The organism is uncultured Fretibacterium sp. (assembly GCF_938040765.1).
Classification (GTDB): Bacteria; Synergistota; Synergistia; order Synergistales; family Aminobacteriaceae; genus CAJPSE01.
In genome coordinates this window covers 1-18,190 of sequence record NZ_CALIAA010000049.1, presented here as the reverse complement: position 1 = coordinate 18,190, position 18,190 = coordinate 1, and the positions used below count along the sequence as shown (strand labels likewise).

The following is an 18,190-nucleotide window of genomic DNA, read 5'->3' as shown; positions in this document are numbered from 1 at the left end:
GTACATCCCATACCAATACCACGCTTCGGGATTGCGCCGTTCCTCCTGCACGGCCTTCTGCAGCCACGGATACGCCGCCTCGTAGCGCTCTTCGCGCATGAGGGCGATTCCCTGCCGCAGGGAGGAAATGCGGGGACGGGAGGGAACGGCTTTCTTTCGCACCGGCGCCGATGGGGTCTTTTTCTTGGTTTTTCTCGCCTTGGGCGCCGCTTTCTTTATCGGGGCCCTCTTCACCGATTTTCTGACGGGGGGCGGCACTTCGTCGGCCGAGACGTTCCCATTGGCCCAGACGGGCCCGCAGCCGGCCAAGGCCCCAAGCAAGAGAGCCAGAAGGGCAAAAAACCTTACACTTCCGCGCGAATATCCGCCCATGGCGATCCTCAACTCCTCGGCCCCGTCACCTTGATGACGGTGTCCTTCAGCTGTATGGGGTCCTTTCGGTTATCCTTGACGACCCGCACTACCGCGTTCTTCTCCTGAACGGAGACCACCTTGACCTTGCCGATCGTGTTCTGAAGCACCACAACGGGGTTTTCCGGATCCACGGTCACGTAGGTATCCCCTCTGACGACATCCAGGACATCCCCCACCCGCAGGGCGTCCTGCCGCCCAATCGAGATGATGAACTCCCTCCTTCGGCGCCTCGACCCCGCCGTAGGCGAGATGATCCGCCCCACGGTGGTGATGGCGGGGGAAAAACGGTCGCGCCCCTCGGCCTCAGCTCTCGGGTCGTTGCGGCGAATGGCGTTGCTGACCTGCCCCATGGCCTGAGCCTGAGCGTCCTCGATCCCCTTTTTGAGGGCCTGCCACTGCACGGAGGTGCGAAATTGCTCCCACGTCGGGTGGCTCATCCTCTGTCCCCGGTCCTTTGCACCCGTCAGCCCCAGAAGATCGAGGCCGTCCTTGAAGGGGACCGGGAGCGAGACGAGCGCCGCGTCCAGCCAATAAAGTTTCTCCCCATCAAAGGTAAAGCGCCTGTCGGTTCCCTCCGCGACCCTCATGGCGAACTGACGCGCCTGGACGGTGTCCAGGATGCGGATCCGCAGGCTCACCCGCCCCTTTTCCAGCTTGCCCAGGACGTTCCGTTCCTCGAACACCGCGTCGAACAGCTCCATCTGCAACGCCATATCCCCCGGACGATGCCCGGAGGCGAACCAGCGGTTCATGCCGGATTCATCCAGGACCTGGACGTCGATCAGGGGCGAACGCTTGAAGAGCACCTCCAGGTAGTCCGTCATCTTGCGCTCCAGGACATTATAGGGGTAATACTTGCTCTCCCAGACCTGGAGGCCGGTCGTGTTCTCCGTCGGAAGGATCACCACGTGCAGGCGCCGCGGCTCGGCCGCCTGACAGACGGAGCCCGCACAAAACAGTAAAAGCGCCATAAACGCCCCACATATCCTGTTCTTCATGGATGTCCCCGTCACTCCCAAACCGTAAGGGCCTATGCGAGAGGCCCCGCTCCCCGGGGTCCCCCCTCCGGCATCTTCCAACCCGACATTTTCGAAGTCGGGCCCCGAATCATCCTGCGAAACCCAACCTGCCTCTATTTTACCGTATCCGAGGAGGAAATCGCCGACGATTTATCTTCTGAATCTTATCTTCATTAGCTCCGTATTTTTCCTGCTTGCGTCAAATCGGAATTTGATGTACTATTTTCGCCGAGGGGAACAGGGCTTCAGACGCAACACGAGTTCACTTGAGAGGGGAGTTTCGTTATATTATGGAAAGACTGAGCATCTTCAAATGCGCCAAGTGCGGCGGCATGGTGGAGGTTCTGCACGCCGGGAGCGGCGCGCTGTCCTGCTGCGGGGAATCCATGAAGCAGATGAAGGAGAACACCACCGACGCCGCCCAGGAGAAGCACGTGCCGGTGTTCGAGGATGGCGCGGTGAAGGTGGGGAGCGTCGCGCATCCGATGGCCGAGGAGCACTATATCGAGTGGATCGAGCTCATCGACGGCGACAAGGTCTGCCGTCAGTTTCTCAAGCCGGGCGAGCAGCCCAGGGCCGAATTTGTCGGCGCCGGACACCACGGAGTTACCGCGCGCGAGTATTGCAATCTGCATGGACTTTGGAAGGGAGAAAGATAATACGATGATTTCCGAAAAAATGGCGGCCGCGATCAACGACCAGATCAAGGCTGAATTCGATTCCGCCTACATCTACCTGGGCATGGCCGCATACTTTCAGGACTGCAACCTGCCGGGGATGGCCCATTGGATGGAGAAACAGTACCACGAGGAGCTCGAGCACGCGGAGAGATTCATCGAACATCTCTACGAGCGCGGCGCCCGCGTGAAGATCGGGGAGATCGCCAAACCCAAAGAGAGCTACGACGGCCCCCTGAGCGTCTTCAAGGAGTCCCTCCGGCACGAACGGTACGTGACCGAACGCATCGACAAGCTGATGGACCAGGCAATCGAGGAGAAGGACCACGCCACCAGCTCCATGCTCAAGTGGTTCGTCGACGAGCAGGTGGAGGAGGAGGCGAACGTCGAGGCCATCGTCCGCAAGCTGGAGTTTGTGGGCGACTCCCACGCCAGCATCTATCTGCTGGACAAGGAGCTGGGCGGACGCTAGCGTCCGCGGTACGACGGCTGCGAGGGAACGGCGACCGCCGTTCCCTCTTTTCGTATGCTCCGCCATGTGCGATAATCCATCCCTCTCCGGGAATGCCTCCCATCCAGGAAATACCTGTCATCCAGCAAAGGCCGCCCATCCGGGGCTCATCCGCCTGAAACCGTTTCTGGACGGGCTCTACTTCGTCTATAACCGCAGGGAGCTGATCCACCCCGATCCGCTCCTGTTTCTCTACCGTTACGACGACCCGCTCGACCGAGAGATCGCGGGGCTTGTCGCCTCCTCGCTGGCCTATGGCCGCGTCGCCCAGATCCTGAAGAGCGTCTCACGGGTCCTGGATCCCCTGGGTCCGAGCCCGCACCGTTTTCTGATTGCCCATCCAGAGGCGCCGTCCCGGCTCCTCGAGGGCTTCAAGCACCGTTTCACCGCGGCCGGGGAGGTGGAGAGCCTCCTGGCCAACGCCGCACGGGCCCAGAGAGAGCATGGGAGCCTGGAGGGGCTTCTGCGTCATTGTCTGGAGAAAAGCGCCGATCTTCTGAGCGCCCTGGACGGATTCTCCGACGCGCTCTCGCCGGAGCGGCGGGGGTTTCCGCTCCTGACGGCCCCGAGGGACGGCAGCGCCTGCAAACGGCTCTTTCTCCTCCTGAAGTGGATGGTGCGGAGGGACGACGTCGACCCCGGAGGGTGGAGGGCCGTCACCCCGCGCGACCTCATCATGCCGACGGACACGCACATCCACGCCATCGCGCTGAAGCTGGGACTGACGAAGAGGAAACAGGCGGACCTCGCTACGGCGCTCGAGATCACGGAGAGGTTCCGCGAGGTTGCGCCGGAAGACCCCACGCGGTACGACTTCGTCCTGAGCCGTTTCGGTATCCGAACCGGCCTGCACGCCGACGCCCTTTCGGACCTGCTCGGCCCATGAAACCCCGGCCTCATCCCACCCCATAATCCGCATAATCCAATATATAATGAAGACGTTCCAAGCTCTCTGATCTGCCGAACGGCTCTTTCTTCAACGAACTGGCACCTTCGGAATTCCTGGATTTTTTGTTCTCGACCGCCGTACTCCGGTTGGGTTTGGTTGGGTTTGGTTGGATTCGTTTTGGTCCGAAAGGAGGCTTTTTGTATGTCAGACAAGCAATTTCCGCTCATCTCGGACGCCCTCGTCAGGACCGGCGGCACGCCCAAGGACAAGGCATCCGCCATTTGTGAGGTCGGGGAACTGCTGCGCAACGCCGGGTACGTCGATCCTCCCTACGTGGCGAGCATGGCGGAGCGGGAAAAGGCCGCGGACACCTTCCTGGGGGCGGGCATCGCCATCCCCCACGGCAAGGTCGAGGACAAGAACTGCGTCCGGCACGACGGCATCGCTGTTTTGCAGGTCCCTGCCGGCGTCGAGTGGAACGCCGGCCAGACCGCGAAGCTGGTCGTGGGGATAGCCGCAAGGTCCGACGGACACTTGGCCATCCTGAAACGGCTGACGCGGCTGATCCAGGATGAGGAGCGGATCGCGCGCCTGTCCAGCACGGACTCCGCCGCCGATATCGTCTCGGCCCTCTCCGAGGAGCGCGGCGCCGAGGATGCGAAACCCGCCGAGGCCGAGGACCTGGAGGTCCGGGACGAATGGGTGGTCGACTACCCCTCCGGCCTGCACGCGCGTCCCGCCTCGCTCTGGGTGAACGCCGCGAAGGCCCTGGACGGGCCCTTACGCCTGCGCCGGGGCTCCGACACCGCGGACCCGCGGAACCTCCTCTCCCTGCTTCAGCTCGGCGTCAAGTCCGGGGAGACGATCGTCATCTCGGCCTCGGGCGAAAAGGCCAAGGCCGCGGTCCAACGGATGAAGGAGGTCATGGCCGGCCTCTCCGCGCAGGAAAAGGAGGATTTCGAGCGCGCCGCGCGCAAGGCGGCCGAGGTCGTGCCCCCGGGGAACGCCTGGGTTCCTCCGAGCGGCAAACCCGCTTTGAAGGGGGTCTCCGCGAGTCCGGGTATGGCGACGGGCACGATCGTCAGGCTCGGCGCCCGTACGACGGAGGTGGAGGATGAACCCGCATCGCTGGAGGAATCCGCCCGTCTGCTGGAGTCCGCCATCGACAGGGCCAGACGGCAGCTCGAGGAGGTCATCGAGGAGACCGTCCGCCGTTTGGGGCAGAACGAGGCGGCCATCTTCAGGGCCCACCTCGGCATTCTCGAGGACACCAGGCTCCTCACCCTGGCCTCCCGGACGATTGTCGCCGGGCACGGCGCGGCATGGGCGTGGAACCACGCGGTCGAGACTCTGGCCGACGAGCTCGCGTCGATCGACAACCAGCTTCTGGCGGCGCGGGCCGCGGACATGAGGGACGTGGGACGCAGGGTCCTCTCGGCCCTGCGGGAGGAGGAGGGCGAGGAATCCCCATCCCCCGCCGGGACCCCCGACTCGCCGGCCGTCATCGTGGCCGAGGACCTCTCCCCATCGGACACCGCCGGGCTGGACCGTGAGCGGGTCGCAGGGCTCGTCACGGCCTTGGGCGGGCCGACGTCGCACACCGCGATCATCGCGCGTACCCTCGGGATCCCCGCGGTCGTCGCCCTGGGACGCGATCTCCTGGACAAATCCGCCTCGACGGCCATCGTCGACGGGGACACCGGCAGGGTCTGGCTGGACCCCACCGAGGAGGACCTGTCGGCCGCCAGGGAAAGGATGCGCACCCTCAGAGAGAGGGAGGAGGCGGAACGGGCCGCCCGCATGGAGCCGGGGAAAACCGCCGACGGCCGCATCATCGCGGTCGCCGCGAACGTCAACCGGCCGTCCCAGGTCGCGGAGGCCATCGACATGGGCTGCGAGGGCGTCGGACTGATGCGCACGGAGTTCCTCTTTCTGGAGCGGGACACGACCCCGACCGAGGACGAGCAGTACGAGATCTACCGCGCCATGCTGAGCGCTCTCGGCGGCAGGCCCCTCATCGTCCGGGCCCTCGACATCGGCGGGGACAAGCGCGTCCCGCACCTGAACCTTCCCCACGAGGAGAACCCGTTCCTGGGCGTGCGCGGCGTGCGTCTGCTGCTCCGCCGGCCGGAGCTCCTCTACCCGCAGGTTCGCGCCCTCTACCGCGCCGCCGGGGAGGGGAACGGACTGTCCGTGATGTTCCCCATGGTCGGGACTCTGGAGGAGATACGCCGTTTCCGCGCCGTCTGCGAGGAGGTTCGCGCCTCGCTCGACGCGCCCCGCATCCCTCTGGGCATCATGGTCGAGGTCCCGGCCGCCGCCCTCCTCGCCGAGGAATACGCACCCGAGGTGGACTTCTTCTCCATCGGGACCAACGACCTGACCCAATACACCCTGGCCATAGACCGCCAGAACCCGGAGCTGGCCGCCTCGGCCGACTCCCTTCACCCCGCCGTCCTGCGCCTCGTCCGAAGGACGGTCGAGGGAGCCGAAAAGCACGGCAAGTGGGTGGGCATCTGCGGCGGCATCGCCGGAGATCCGTTCGGGGCCTCGCTGCTGGTCGGGCTCGGGGTGACGGAGCTGTCGATGACCCCCCGCGACATCCCTGCGGTCAAGGCCCGGCTCCGTGCGCACGATTACGCGAAGCTCAGGGCCCTGGCGGAGAGGGCCCTGGAGCAGGACAGCGCGGAGGCCGTCCGGGCTCTGGAACAGGAGGCCCAATGATGAGGATCGTGACCGTCACCCTGAACCCCGCGATCGACATGACGGTAGGGCTCGCGGAACCGCTCGCGCGGGGGTCCGTCAACCTGGCCGAGTCCGTGACCGAGACACCGGGCGGCAAGGGGATCAACGTCGCCTCGTTTCTGGCCGACTGGGGGCTGGGCTCCTCCGTCACCGGCCTGATCGGCGCCGACAACGTCGGGATATTCGAGGGGCTCTTCCGCGAGAAGGGGCTGGACGACCGCTTTGTCCGGGTCCCGGGCAAGACGCGCACGAACGTGAAGATCGTGGACGGCGACGAGACGACCGACGTCAACCTCCCCGGGCTTCGCGCGGACGCCCCCGTGCTCCGCAGCCTGGAGACGATCCTTCTGGATCTGGCGAAGGAGGGGCCCTGCATCGTCTCCCTCTCGGGGAGCCTGCCCAAGGGGTGCGGGACGGATATCTACGCGAACCTGACCCAAAAGCTCCGGGACATTGGCGCCCAGGTGATGCTGGACACCAGCGGGGAGGCGCTGAAAACGGCCCTTGACGCTCCCGTCAAACCGTTCTGCGCCAAACCGAACAGGAGCGAGCTCGCGGCATGGACCGGACGGACCATCGAGACGGAGGAGGACCTGATCCGCGCGGCCAAGGCGCTCCTGGCGGGGGGGATGGCATTGCTCGCGGTCTCGATGGGAGGGGACGGGGCGATTTTCTTCTCCAAAGAGGGGGCCCTGCACGCAAGTAAGCGGCTGGACCGGCTTTCGAGCACCGTCGGGGCGGGCGACTCCATGGTCGCCGGCATCCTCGCCGCCCAGAGCGAGGGTGGCGACCTCGAGCGCGCGGCGCGCCTCGGGACCGCCTTTGCGGCGGCACGGGTCGACGCCGATTTCGAGGGCAGCCTCCGGGACCACGGGGCCATAGAGGCCATCGCCTCGTCCGTCGAGTTGAAGAGCATCGGACTGTAAGGGAGGGGAAAGCATCGTGGAAAAGGACACGCTGTTTCTTATCGTCAATGGAGGAGCGTCCGCGCCCCGCGGTATCCTTGCCGCGGAGGCCCTGAGGAGCGCGGCCGAACGTCTGGGCCGGAAGCTGGAGGTCGAGGTCCGGGCGAACGGCGCGACGCTGGCCGCCTTCGACACGCCGCCCGGCCCCGACGACCGCATCCTTCTCATCGGGGGAAAGGCGGGGGAAAAGGACCCGGCCGTCCCGGAGCGCGCGGAGCCCATCCCCGTCGTCGATATCGGATCGATCCTGGCCGACCCGACGGGGGCGCTGGAGCTGCTCTCCGGGGGAGCGGCGTCATCCGGCGCACCGGCCGGGGGAACGAAGAAGGAGCTCATCGTGGCGATCACATCCTGCCCGACCGGCATCGCGCACACCTTCATGGCCGCCGAGGGGCTGGAGCAGGCGGCCAAAGCTCTGGGCTACGATATCCGGGTGGAGACCCAGGGGTCCGTCGGCGCAGGAACGCCCCTGACGCCCGAGGAGATATCCAGGGCAGCCCTCGTCCTCATCGCCGCGGACAAGGAGGTGGAACGCAGCCGCTTCGTCGGCAAGCGGGTCTTCGCCGCGGCGACGAAGCCGGCGATCACGGCCGGCGAGGCCCTGATCCGTCAGGCGTTCTCGGAGGCGACGGTTCAGGCGGGAGACGCGGAAAAGGCGTCCTCCGAGGCGGCGGCATCCCAGAGGAAGGCCGGGCCGTACAAGCACCTGATGACCGGAGTCTCGTTCATGCTTCCCTTCGTCGTCGCGGGCGGCCTCCTGATCGCCCTCGGGTTCGCCTTCGGCGGCATCTACGCGGGGAACGAATCCAACGCGGGAACCCTTGGGCACGCACTCTTCACGATCGGCGCCACGGGCGCCTTCACGCTGATCGTACCGGTGCTGGCCGGCTACATCGCCTACTCGATCGCGGACCGCCCCGGCATCGCCCCCGGCATGGTCGGCGGCGTCCTGGCGGCCAACCTGGGTGCGGGGTTCCTCGGCGGCATCGTGGCCGGCTTCATCGCCGGGTACGCGACGGACCTCCTGAACCGGGCTATCCGGCTTCCCAAGAACCTCGCCGGGCTCAAGCCGGTGCTGATCCTCCCGCTTCTGGGCACCCTGATAACCGGACTCCTGATGCTGTACGCGGTCGGGACCCCCGTGGCCCGGGCGCTCCAGGCCCTTACCGATTGGCTCCAGGGGATGCGCGGGGCGAGCTCGGTCCTCCTGGGGCTGCTCCTGGGGGGGATGATGGCCATCGATATGGGGGGACCGATCAACAAGGCGTCCTATGCCTTTGCCACGGGGCTCATCACCACTCAGATCTACAGCCCGATGGCTGCGGTCATGGCGGGCGGGATGACGCCGCCCCTGGCCCTGGCGCTCGCGTGCCGCCTGTTCCGGAACCGATTCACGCGCGAGGAGCTGGAGGCCGGAAACGCCGCGGCCGTCCTTGGGCTTGCCTTCGTGACGGAGGGAGCCATCCCCTTCGCGGCCCGGGACCCGCTGCGGGTCATCCCGGCGCTCGCCGTGGGGTCCGCCCTGGCCGGGGCCATCTCCATGCTCGTCGGTGCGGAGCTCAAGGTTCCGCACGGGGGGGTCTTCGTCCTGACGATCCCGGAGGCGGCCACACACGTCTGGGGCTATCTCGCCGCCATCGCGGCGGGGACGATCGCCAGCACCGTGCTGTTGGGACTGTTCAAGAGGCCACTGAAAGAAGTGTAACGGAGTCCGAGGAAAGTCGAACAAAAATGAAGAGGGAGGACGGCAGGCGTCCTCCCTCTTTTAGAAACCAACTTTCCGAAACCCGCTCCTCAGCGACTCACTGGGAGATCGCGCTGACCGGGCAGGCCGAAACGCAGCTCCCGCACTCGATGCAGGTATCGGGGTTGACCTTCGCCTTGCCGTCCGTCATCGCGATAGCCTCGACAGGGCACGTTCCCACGCACGCCTCGCACGCCACACACGTGCCGGCGTCAACGACCGCTTTAGCCATTTGACACTCCTCCTCGTTCTCAAAAAACTCGTTCCCAAAACAAAAGTCGCTCAAAACCCCCACAGTTTTGATATTTTCATTATAACACAGGGCTATAGCCCGATGCTCCGCGGAAAAAGAGTAATCCGCTACTCCGAGTCGCCTCGTCCCCCGCCGAAGCGCTGCCCCTCCCCGCCTTTGCGGCGCTCCTCGAAGAACTCCCGCAGCCCCGCCTTGACGGCCTCGGGCAGGTCCTTTTTCCCGACGCCGCGGACCGCACCCTCGAGGGCCTGAAGCATGTGCAGGCAGGCCGAGGGGTCGATGCCGCGTATCCTGAGCCAGGCCTCGCGGCTCCCGATCGCTCTCAGAGCCTCGGGACTCCCCACCCCCGCGCGTTTCAACAGGTCCTCCAGCACCGGTCCGACGTTGGGCATGGAGGAAAGGGAACCGTTCACTTTCTGCACCTCCTCATCCTGGGAGCGGCGCCAGCGGAAGAGCAACGCTCCGAGGCGACGCTCCGCTACTCCGTAAACCAATTACGCCATCGCCGAACCTCATGGCCCTGCTCGTCCCCCTGCCTCAGGCTCTCGATGGCCTGATCCATCCGACACAGCAGAAGCTCCCTGTGCTCCGGCAGGCGTCCCTTGAGCGGAAAGGCGTTGGTCTTGTGCGTCCCATCGTAGACGGTCGGGATCTCCAGCAGGGACAGGAGACGCCGGCCCTCGCCCAGAGCCTCCGGAGGACGAAGGCGCTTGAACTCCCCGGCCCGAACCCGGCCCGCCAGCCGGGCCCCCTTGAACAGCACCAGAGTCACCACCGTCAGCTCGAAGGGATACGCCCCGTTCAGCAGGCTTGCCGTCTCGGCGATATGCTCCTCCGAGAGGGCGCGCCCTCCCAGTCCCAGCATGATGTAGACGGAATAACGGATCCCGGCGTCATCCAGGGCTCTCATGGCCGCAGCGTTCCCGGCGCGGCCCATCCCCTTCTCCTGATAGAGGAGCACCCGATCCGACCCCGACTCGATCCCCAGGCAGAGGCGGTCGTACCCGGCCTCGCGAAGCACCCGGAGCTCCGCCGCCGACTTCTCCAGGACATCGTCCGCCCGGGCGAAACAGGAGATGTACTCATCCTCCGGGAAGGCCGCGCGAAGCGCCCCGGCGATCCGCAGCAGTTTTTCCGTCGGCAGGCCGAAGGGATTCCCCCCGGCCAGAAGGCACCGACGCACGGGCCTGCGGTCGTGCTGGTGAATGAAACGCAGCTTCCCTATCTTGTCCAGTATCTCCGGAAGGGGAAGCTCCCGGTACCTCATCCCCTGATTCAAATCGCAGAAGAGGCAGCGCCCATAGCTGCACCCCACGGTGACGGGGAGTTGTACGGTACGGGATTCCGCCATGGGCACATAATAGAAGTATCCGTACTCGCCGTAAAGCTCCCGCTTGAAGCGCGCCGCCGTCTCCATGAAATCATGGTCCATGGGAATCACCTCTTTTCCGCCCCTCCCCCCCGCAGGAGGCAGGAAACGTCGTATCCGTGCTCCTGCAGAACGGAGATCCGGTTCGGTCTATATTTTACCGTCCCGTCCGAACCATATTGTAGGCTATCGCTCGAACATGGGGTAAAATAGCTTGGGATGTAACATCCTTCACCGACCCCATCGTCCTGCGCGGGCAGGACGTGCAAGAGTCGGTTTCGTTGTTTTTTCGATCGAAAGGAGACCGACATGCACAAAGCCGTACCGGTCAACAAGGACACGTGGTGGGTGGGCGTCAACGACCACGAAACCGACCTTTTTGAATCCCTCTGGGACCTGCCCCAGGGCGTGTCCTACAATGCCTACGTCGTGACGGGCGAGAAGACCGCCGCCATCGACACGGTCAAGGGCCCCTGGCTCGATGAGTATTTTCATAAACTGGAGGAGGTCCTTGGCGGCCGTCCGCTGGATTATCTGGTCGTCAACCACATGGAGCCCGACCACGCGGGGCTGATCTCCCAGCTGCGGGCGCGCCACCCCGGCCTGAAGTTCGTCGGCAACGCCAAGACCATGCCCCTTCTCAAGGGATATCACGGCATCGATACCGACACCGTGCTGGTGAAGGACGGGACCACCCTCGACCTTGGAGGACACGTCCTGCAGTTTGCGACCGTCCCGATGGTCCACTGGCCGGAGAGCATGGTGACCTTCGACACGACGACGGGCGTCCTGTTCTCCAACGATTCCTTCGGCGGCTACGGCGCCCACGAGGGGGGGCTCTTCGACGACTCCAAGACCCGCACACGATGGGAGGGCGAGATGTTGCGCTACTACGCGACCATCGTCGGACGCTATTCCAACGTCGTTCAGGTCGCCCTGAAAAAGCTCGCCTCCCTGCCCATCAAGAACATCTTCCCCGCCCACGGCACCCTGTTCCGCGAGGACGTGGGACAGGTCATCGGGCTGTACGACCGCTGGAGTCGCTACGAGGCCGACTGCGGGGCCGTCGTCGTCTACGGCTCCATGTACGGCAACACCAGGCGCATGGCGGAGGCCGTCTGCAGCGGGCTCTCCGATAGCGGCGTCAAGGACGTCCACCTCTACGACGCCGCCCGGAGCGCCCCCTCCCACATCCTGCGCGACATCTGGCGCTACAGGGGCTTCGCCCTGCTGAGCTGCACCTACAACACCCTGCTCTTTCCCCCAATGGAGGCGCTCTGTTCCAAACTGCTCAATCGCATGCCCAAAAACCGGGCGCTGGGCATCGCGGGCAGTTACAGCTGGAGCCGCGGCGCCCTGGACGCACTGAGGGAGTTCGCCAGGGACATCAAGCTGGAGGTCGTCGGCCCCGAGGTCGAGGTCTTCGCCTCCCCCACCGCCGAGGACCTGGAGCAGTGCGTGGAGCTGGGTAAAAACCTGGGCCGTCAGGTCGGAGGCCCCTGCCCCCTGCAGAGCTGACGGGGCGGAAGGACCCTTTGCAGCAAGCCGTCGTTCGACGCTCCATCGATGATGGAGCGTCTTTGCTGAGCCTTTTCATCCAGCGTACATGAAGGGGAATCGGACCCGCGTATGAACCGTTTTATCTCCGCTGTCCTGAAATACGGCATCTCTCTTTTCTGCCTGTTCCATGCCTTCCGGGGCGTACCCCTGAGGGAGCTGTGGGATGTCCTGAGCCGTTTTCCCCTGCCCCCCATGCTCCTCACGACGGCCGTCTCCTTCGCGGCCTATGCCGTCATGGGCGTGAGGCTCACCCGGATGAACACCCCTCCGCTCTCGTTCCGCTCGGCCTTCTGCGCCACCCTGGCGGGGCTGGCCGTCAACAACGTGGTCCCAGCCAAGGCCGGTGAGGTGGCCAAGGCCGTCTGGATCGGGCGCAATAACCATCTGCCCGCGGATGCCGCGCTGGGGATCGTGTTCATGGAGCGTTTTTTCGACGTCAACGCCCTGGCGCTGCTGAGCCTGTGGTTTGTATGGCACGTGGGGCGGCGGAGCGCGACGCTTCTCTTCCTGGCGTGCCTGCTCGCAGGATGGCTCGTCCTCCTCCTGATGCGGCGCTGTCCGAAGGTCGTCTCCTGGGCCGCGCGCCTACCCCTGCCCCGAGAGATCACGGGCTTTCTCCAGCGTTTCCTGTCGGCCCTCGCCGGTCATCTGACGGCGGGGCGCCTCGTCTGGATGGCCTCGACCTCCTTCCTCGTCTGGAGCCTCTACGCCCTGGAGACGATCACGGCGCTCAATGGGGTCGCCAGGCTGGGATTGAGCTGGAAAGCGGCCCTGAGCGTCTTCGCGCTCAGCAGCCTGGGGATGCTTCTGCCCTCGTCCCCCGGGGCCATCGGGGTCTACGAGGCCATCGCCGTGGCCGCACTGAGGGCGCACGACGTGCCGCACGATCAGGCCCTGGCCGCAGCGCTCTTCGCCCACATGGCACAGTTCATCCCCGTCACTCTGGCCGGAGGGCTGGCCATGCTGCTGTTCCCTCCCGAACCGAAGAAGGAGGGGGCGGAAGGCTGACGCCGGGACACGCACACAACCCTTCGCATGAACATGCCGCATCAGCACAAACATTAAGAGGCGCCGCCCTCGGGATCGACCCTGCGGACGGCGCCTGCTTTCAAATTCCAATTCTTTCGAATGACGACACCAGGCTTAAATCCATCGCTTTCAGTCGATGGCATCGAGTTTCATCGGCATTCCCCGTAGACCCCGAGGACTCCCGAGCGCACTTCGACCCGGACGGGACGGCCCAGGGGGACGTTGCTGATCTCCCGCGGGGAGCCCTGCGCCAGATCGGCCTCATCGAGCGGCCACTTCACGTTTTCGATGGAGACCCCCTCGCAGAAGGCCGTAAGGGACAGAAGCGACAGCGCCGAGGGTAGGATTTCAAAGTCCAGCTCAAGTTTTGCGGGGCCCCGCAGAGGGAAGAGGACCTCGCGCTCGTCGGCGAACCAGAGGACCCTCACCCCACGCTCCATGGCCCAAAGCGATGAAAAGACGTTCGAGAAGGCGTGGTCGAAACGCCCGCCCCAGCACCCGGTGACGACGACATCCCCGGACAGCAGCCTCAGGGCCAGCTGAAAGTCCGTATCGTCCTTGTCCGGCGTATAGCGGTCCGTCTTCGCGCCCATCCGCTCGGCCCATTCCCTGGCCCCATCCGAGACGCTATCGAAATCCCCCAGGATACGGGACGGCACGACCCCGGCGGCTCGACAGGCGTCGGCCCCCCGGTCCAGCGCCCAGGTCTCCCGTCCGAGGGAGACCTTCCGCAGCCAATCGGGATCGGGAGCGCGGCCCCCCAACACCAGCAACGGAGGCGGAGAGCTTGACGGCGCCTCCCCGTGCCGCCTCAAAAGAGCGCGCATCCGAGGCAATTCCAGCTCGAGCGCCGCCTCGAATTCGAGCTCGGGCGACTCGAAGGGGCGCACGGGCTCAGAGGAGCGCACGCGCCTCACTCCTCATCGAACAGTCCGCCCGTCCGCGCGCGCTTCAAAGCCTCGAAAGCGCCCTCCTCGTCCATCAAGATGTCCCGGGGCTTCGAGGAGTTTCCGGGCTGCGGCCCCACGATGCCCAGCTGTTCCAGGCCCGTAATCACTCGGCCGGCCCTGGGATAACCGATGTTGAGGTAGCGCTGAAGGCCGCTTGCGGAGGCGATGCCCGTGTCCATGACGACGTGGATCGCCTCCTCCATCTTGGGGTCGTCGACGATGCTCGTGCCGTTCTTTCCGTTGCCCTCTCCCGCGGGATTGCCCGGGTCCTCGAACTCGATGTACTCCGGCTCCCCGAAGGTCCCCTTCATGTACTCCACGAAATCCAGCGTGCGCTCCTCGGTGATGAAGGGGGCCTGAAGGCGGAGCGGGCGGGGATAGCGCGTGCTGAAGAAGAGCATGTCGCCCTTCCCGAGCAGCTTGTCGGCCCCAGCGGCGTCGATGATCGTCCGGGAGTCCGTCTGGGACGGCACGGCAAAAGCCACGCGCGCCGGGACGTTCGCCTTGATCAGGCCGGTGATGACGTCCACGGAGGGCCGCTGGGTCGCCAGGATCAGGTGGATCCCCGCGGCACGGGCCTTCTGAGCCAGACGGGCGATCAGTCCCTCCACCTCCTTGCCGGCCGTGTACATCAGGTCCGCCAGCTCGTCGACCACCACGACGATATTGGGGAAACGATCCTTGGGCAGGACCTTGTCGTTATAGGAGGCAAGATTGCGGACCCGTGCGCGCGCAAAACACTCCGTGCGGCGCTCCATCTCCTGCACGGCCCAGGAGAGTGCGGCGATGGCCTGCCGCGGGTCGGAGACGGGCCGGGCCAGGAGGTGCGGCAATCCTTCGTAGATGGCGAACTCCACATGTTTGGGGTCCACGAGGATCAGGCGCAGCTCCTCGGGGGGGCGACGCAGGCACATCCCCAGGATGCAGCCATTGACGAAGACGCTCTTGCCCGACCCCGTGGTCCCGGCGACCAGCAGATGCGGCATGTCCTCGAGGCCGCAGACCAGGTAACGGGAGTCGACCCGCATCCCCATCGGCAGCGGCAGAAGGAACTCTCCCTGCTGAAACTCCTCGGACTCCATCACGGAGCGCAGGGCGATTCCCTTGCGCTTCGGATTGGGGATCTCGATACCCACATAATGCTGCCCCAGGATAGGGGCCTCGACACGAACCGACACGACCGCCAGGGCCATCGTCAGGTCGTTGGCCAGCCCCGCGACCTTGCTGACCTTGATGCCCGGCGCCAGCTCTATCTGAAATTGAATGACGGAGGGGCCCACCACGATATGGGCGACCGTCGCCTTGACGCCGAAATTCTGCAGCGTATCGACGATGACCTCCGCCTGCTTGTTGGCCAGCTCCAGGGCGTCGTCTTGGTCCCAGTCCCGAACCGGAGGGCCGAAAAGGTCCAGAGGAGGGGGAAACACCCCGGAACGGAAGCGCTTCTCTTCCTCGTCCTCGGGCAAGACCACCTCCGGGAAGGTCTCCTGAACGGCGGTGTCCCTGCCGTCCGCCCCCTCCTCCGCCTCCGCATGCGAATCATCGGAAGAGGGGGCGAGCCGCTCGCGGATCTCCCGCACGCGTTCCTCGGGGCCGACCTTCGGGGTGCTGGTCACCTCGATAACCTCTTGTCCTCCCTCTATCGCCTTATTCAAGGGAAGCTCGACGGTCTCCACGGCCGCCTCGTCCTCCCCAGCGGCCCCCGGGGCCCGAGAGGCGGGAGAGTCCTTCGGCACCTCCAACGGAGGACGGCCGGTCGACGGACGTTCGCCCCGGGCTTCCCGCCTGAAAGGCATAAGGACGTCGAATTCTCCGGACTCGAGGGACTCCAGCAACTGATCCAGGATCTCGACCGCCGTCTGCGGAGGGGCATCCGTCGACGCTTCCGCAGCGGTCCCGGCATTGAGAGCCTCGGCATCGAGACCGGCAGCGGACAGCGGTTCTTCGGCCCCGCCAACCTCAACGGCTTCGTCCGACTCGCCCGCGTCATCGGCGCGTTGCGGTTCCGGTTCCGGTCCCGATTCGGCTTCGGGCACGGGGACCTCGGGCGAGGGCTCGGGGTGGGGGACGGACTCCGGCCCCTCTTCCTCTTCCTCATCCACATCGGGAGGGATGGGCATCCCCTCGGCATCCGGGGAAGGCGTCTCCATTTCCTCCCCGGACGCCGGGACCCCGGCCTCCTCCTCATCGTCAAACGTGCCCGGCGTCCCCACAGGCCGGAGGGGATCGAAGGGAACGCCTCCGGGAGAGGCGTTCCTCACGAGGTGCGTGCTTCTTTCCTCCTCCCTGTGCTTGGGGGCATGGGGTTCCCGGGGTTCCTTCCGTCCCTTTTCCTTGGGTTCCGGAGCCGGCTTCGATTCCGCCGTATCCGACGGGCGAGCTGTGGGCAGCAGCGACAACAGCGAGAGAAAACGCGAGCCGAAGAGCAGGCCGGCCAGGAAAAGGGAGGCGAACGACACCATGACCGTCCCCAGGACTCCCAGGTTCAGGACAAAGAAATGCGCCAGGCCGTCCCCCACTCGGCCGGGTTCGGCCAAGCGCCAGCTTAAATTCCATCCGACCTTCCGGAACAGGCCCAGCATGAAGGCGATGGAAAGATAGAGCTGAAGCGTCCCCAGAATCTGCCCCAGAAGCCGGGGGATCCGGAGGCGGACGAACCAGGCGAAGCAGAGATACAGCCAGAACGCCAGGGGGACAAAGAGCGCCCCGCCCCAGACGGAGCGCAGATACGCCCCGATATGGCGTCCCGACGCCCCTGTCCAGGCGCTGTCGAAAAGAGCCGCAATCAGATATATTCCGATAGCCGAGAAGAAGAAAAGGGCCAGTTCGAACCAGCTTCTCCGGGCAGGATGCCGTGTCGCCGCGCCGTGCTTGTTCGAAGGTTTTCGAGGTTTCTTGCCGCTGCCGCGTATTATGGGCATTGTGAAATCCTGCCTCTCACGTTCAAATTCGGTAGCACTTCCTTTTCGCTCCGCCGGCGCCTATTCGGAGCGGGCTTTTTTTATGTTTTGGAGATGTTCCTCGTAGGTCGATGAAAAATAATGGTACCCGTTCTTCCGGGCCACATAATAATAATACGGGTTCTCCTCTGAGCCAAGCGCGGCATCCCAGGCGGAGGTGGATGGGATGCAGATGGGGTGCCGGGGAAGCCCCGGGAAACGATAGGTATTGTAGGGTGAATCGATGTTCAGGTCGCTGTGAAGCACCCGCGTCACCTTCCGTCCCATGCGCTTCCAGGCATAGACCACCGTCGCGTCGATCTGCAGCGGCATGTTCCTCTTCAGCCGGTTTCGGATAACCTCCGCGATCGTGGGGCCCTCCGCATCCCACAGGGCCTCGCGCTGCACCATCGAGGCAATCTTCGCCGCGGCCAGAAGATCCGAGGAAGCCATGGACCGAACCGAAGCTCCGTACCGATCCCACCAGGCGTGCGCCGCCGTACGCACCAGCTCCTCCGGGGACTCCTCGACGAGAAGATAGGTATCCGGGAGAAGCCACGCGATCCTCGATTCCTCCTCGTCGGGAAGCACCGCGCGCATCGCCTCGGGATAGCTGCGGCCGTCCAGGATGGAACGTTTCAGGAGGTCCCCGCTTCCCGGAGCATCGGGGTTTTGTTCCGGGCGGAAAAGGTCCCGCAGGGAAAAGACGTCCGCCCCCGGGAGAATGGTCACCTTCGCCAACAGCGGGCGCACCGTCCGAAGCTGGCGGGCCAGGTTCCAGGCATCGGAGCGCACGACACGATAGCTCCCGGGCCGAAAACTGCGGTCCAGCCCGAAACGCGCCATCCATCGGGCCAGTTTCGCGGAGGGCTCCGTCAGGGCCCCCTGGTCGAAAAAGGCCTGGGCGATCTGCCGGGCGTTCATCTTCGGGTGGATGAGGACAAGACGCACCTCCCCCACCGGAATGGGCAGAACCCTTTCCCAAAAAGGGCTGGGCTGCTTCAGCCAGAAGGATGCGCCTCCCAGCAGAAGGCCCATCACCAGCAACATCGACAGACAGAACAGGCTTCGTCTCATCGGCTCAGGCACTCCCCGTCCACCCGTTTCCTCTCCCCTTCTTCACGGT

Annotated in this window: 15 protein-coding genes; 8 read left to right on the top strand and 7 right to left on the bottom strand. The window is 65.1% G+C overall.

Features of this window, described 5'->3' with window-relative positions:
* Window positions 1-380: 380 nt before the first annotated feature.
* Window positions 381-1,385 carry a FlgT C-terminal domain-containing protein gene (locus Q0176_RS01800; protein WP_299298590.1) on the bottom strand — a complete coding sequence of 335 codons (1,005 nt, stop codon included), beginning with the start codon at window positions 1,383-1,385 and terminating at the stop codon, window positions 381-383.
* Between the two features lie 338 nt (window positions 1,386-1,723).
* Between Q0176_RS01800 and Q0176_RS01795 the strand changes: the two genes are divergently transcribed.
* The 6 genes from Q0176_RS01795 to Q0176_RS01770 all read left to right on the top strand — a co-directional run bounded on the left by Q0176_RS01795 (window position 1,724) and on the right by Q0176_RS01770 (window position 8,925).
* A complete protein-coding gene (locus tag Q0176_RS01795; RefSeq protein WP_299298587.1) occupies window positions 1,724-2,092 on the top strand; it encodes a desulfoferrodoxin in 369 nt (122 codons plus the stop codon).
* Window positions 2,093-2,096: 4 nt separating this feature from the next.
* Window positions 2,097-2,582, top strand: coding sequence for a ferritin (locus Q0176_RS01790; RefSeq protein ID WP_299298584.1), 486 nt, complete (start codon window positions 2,097-2,099; stop codon window positions 2,580-2,582).
* 64 nt (window positions 2,583-2,646) lie between these two features.
* Window positions 2,647-3,507, top strand: coding sequence for a TIGR02757 family protein (locus Q0176_RS01785; protein ID WP_299298581.1), 861 nt, complete (start codon window positions 2,647-2,649; stop codon window positions 3,505-3,507).
* A 204-nt stretch (window positions 3,508-3,711) separates the two neighbouring features.
* A complete protein-coding gene (gene ptsP, locus Q0176_RS01780) occupies window positions 3,712-6,234 on the top strand; it encodes a phosphoenolpyruvate--protein phosphotransferase (protein WP_299298578.1) in 2,523 nt (840 codons plus the stop codon).
* Window positions 6,234-7,181: a 1-phosphofructokinase family hexose kinase gene (locus Q0176_RS01775; RefSeq protein WP_299298575.1), complete on the top strand. Its 948-nt coding sequence runs from the start codon at window positions 6,234-6,236 to the stop codon at window positions 7,179-7,181. Before ptsP ends, Q0176_RS01775 begins: the two co-directional genes overlap by 1 nt.
* Window positions 7,182-7,197: 16 nt before the next feature.
* On the top strand, window positions 7,198-8,925 hold the full coding sequence (locus Q0176_RS01770; RefSeq protein WP_299298572.1) for a PTS fructose transporter subunit IIC: 1,728 nt from the start codon (window positions 7,198-7,200) through the stop codon (window positions 8,923-8,925).
* A gap of 97 nt (window positions 8,926-9,022) precedes the next feature.
* Here Q0176_RS01770 and Q0176_RS01765 read toward each other — a convergent pair whose 3' ends face one another.
* The 3 genes from Q0176_RS01765 to Q0176_RS01755 all read right to left on the bottom strand — a co-directional run bounded on the left by Q0176_RS01765 (window position 9,023) and on the right by Q0176_RS01755 (window position 10,649).
* Window positions 9,023-9,196: a 4Fe-4S binding protein gene (locus Q0176_RS01765; RefSeq protein ID WP_299081276.1), complete on the bottom strand. Its 174-nt coding sequence runs from the start codon at window positions 9,194-9,196 to the stop codon at window positions 9,023-9,025.
* A gap of 128 nt (window positions 9,197-9,324) precedes the next feature.
* Window positions 9,325-9,630, bottom strand: a complete 306-nt coding sequence (locus Q0176_RS01760; protein ID WP_299298569.1) for a TfoX/Sxy family protein — start codon at window positions 9,628-9,630, stop codon at window positions 9,325-9,327.
* Between the two features lie 65 nt (window positions 9,631-9,695).
* Window positions 9,696-10,649 carry a radical SAM protein gene (locus Q0176_RS01755; protein WP_299298566.1) on the bottom strand — a complete coding sequence of 318 codons (954 nt, stop codon included), beginning with the start codon at window positions 10,647-10,649 and terminating at the stop codon, window positions 9,696-9,698.
* Between the two features lie 246 nt (window positions 10,650-10,895).
* On the opposite strand from Q0176_RS01755, the gene Q0176_RS01750 reads away from it, so the two are divergent.
* A complete protein-coding gene (locus Q0176_RS01750) occupies window positions 10,896-12,104 on the top strand; it encodes an FprA family A-type flavoprotein (protein WP_299298563.1) in 1,209 nt (402 codons plus the stop codon).
* A gap of 111 nt (window positions 12,105-12,215) precedes the next feature.
* The gene (locus Q0176_RS01745) at window positions 12,216-13,154 is read left to right on the top strand and encodes a lysylphosphatidylglycerol synthase transmembrane domain-containing protein (protein WP_299298560.1); all 939 of its coding nucleotides are present in this window, start codon (window positions 12,216-12,218) and stop codon (window positions 13,152-13,154) included.
* Between the two features lie 170 nt (window positions 13,155-13,324).
* On the opposite strand, the gene Q0176_RS01740 is transcribed toward Q0176_RS01745, so the two are convergent.
* Genes Q0176_RS01740 through mltG form a run of 3 tightly spaced genes read right to left on the bottom strand, consistent with a single transcriptional unit; the run spans window position 13,325 to window position 18,141 of the window.
* Window positions 13,325-14,083, bottom strand: a complete 759-nt coding sequence (locus Q0176_RS01740; RefSeq protein WP_299298557.1) for a thiamine diphosphokinase — start codon at window positions 14,081-14,083, stop codon at window positions 13,325-13,327.
* 5 nt (window positions 14,084-14,088) lie between these two features.
* Entirely contained in the window at window positions 14,089-17,046 is a 2,958-nt protein-coding gene (locus Q0176_RS01735) for a DNA translocase FtsK (protein ID WP_299298554.1), read from the bottom strand.
* A 60-nt stretch (window positions 17,047-17,106) separates the two neighbouring features.
* Window positions 17,107-18,141, bottom strand: a complete 1,035-nt coding sequence (gene mltG / locus Q0176_RS01730) for an endolytic transglycosylase MltG (protein ID WP_299298551.1) — start codon at window positions 18,139-18,141, stop codon at window positions 17,107-17,109.
* Between the last annotated feature and the right edge of the window lie 49 nt (window positions 18,142-18,190).

Coding starts and splice junctions, on each gene's coding strand:
- Q0176_RS01800 (WP_299298590.1), bottom strand. CDS start 1,385: ATGGCGCTTTTACTGTTTTGTGCGGGCTCCGTCTGTCAGGCGGCCGAG.
- Q0176_RS01795 (WP_299298587.1), top strand. CDS start 1,724: ATGGAAAGACTGAGCATCTTCAAATGCGCCAAGTGCGGCGGCATGGTG.
- Q0176_RS01790 (WP_299298584.1), top strand. CDS start 2,097: ATGATTTCCGAAAAAATGGCGGCCGCGATCAACGACCAGATCAAGGCT.
- Q0176_RS01785 (WP_299298581.1), top strand. CDS start 2,647: ATGTGCGATAATCCATCCCTCTCCGGGAATGCCTCCCATCCAGGAAAT.
- ptsP (WP_299298578.1), top strand. CDS start 3,712: ATGTCAGACAAGCAATTTCCGCTCATCTCGGACGCCCTCGTCAGGACC.
- Q0176_RS01775 (WP_299298575.1), top strand. CDS start 6,234: ATGAGGATCGTGACCGTCACCCTGAACCCCGCGATCGACATGACGGTA.
- Q0176_RS01765 (WP_299081276.1), bottom strand. CDS start 9,196: ATGGCTAAAGCGGTCGTTGACGCCGGCACGTGTGTGGCGTGCGAGGCG.
- Q0176_RS01755 (WP_299298566.1), bottom strand. CDS start 10,649: ATGGACCATGATTTCATGGAGACGGCGGCGCGCTTCAAGCGGGAGCTT.
- Q0176_RS01750 (WP_299298563.1), top strand. CDS start 10,896: ATGCACAAAGCCGTACCGGTCAACAAGGACACGTGGTGGGTGGGCGTC.
- Q0176_RS01745 (WP_299298560.1), top strand. CDS start 12,216: ATGAACCGTTTTATCTCCGCTGTCCTGAAATACGGCATCTCTCTTTTC.
- Q0176_RS01735 (WP_299298554.1), bottom strand. CDS start 17,046: ATGCCCATAATACGCGGCAGCGGCAAGAAACCTCGAAAACCTTCGAAC.
- mltG (WP_299298551.1), bottom strand. CDS start 18,141: ATGAGACGAAGCCTGTTCTGTCTGTCGATGTTGCTGGTGATGGGCCTT.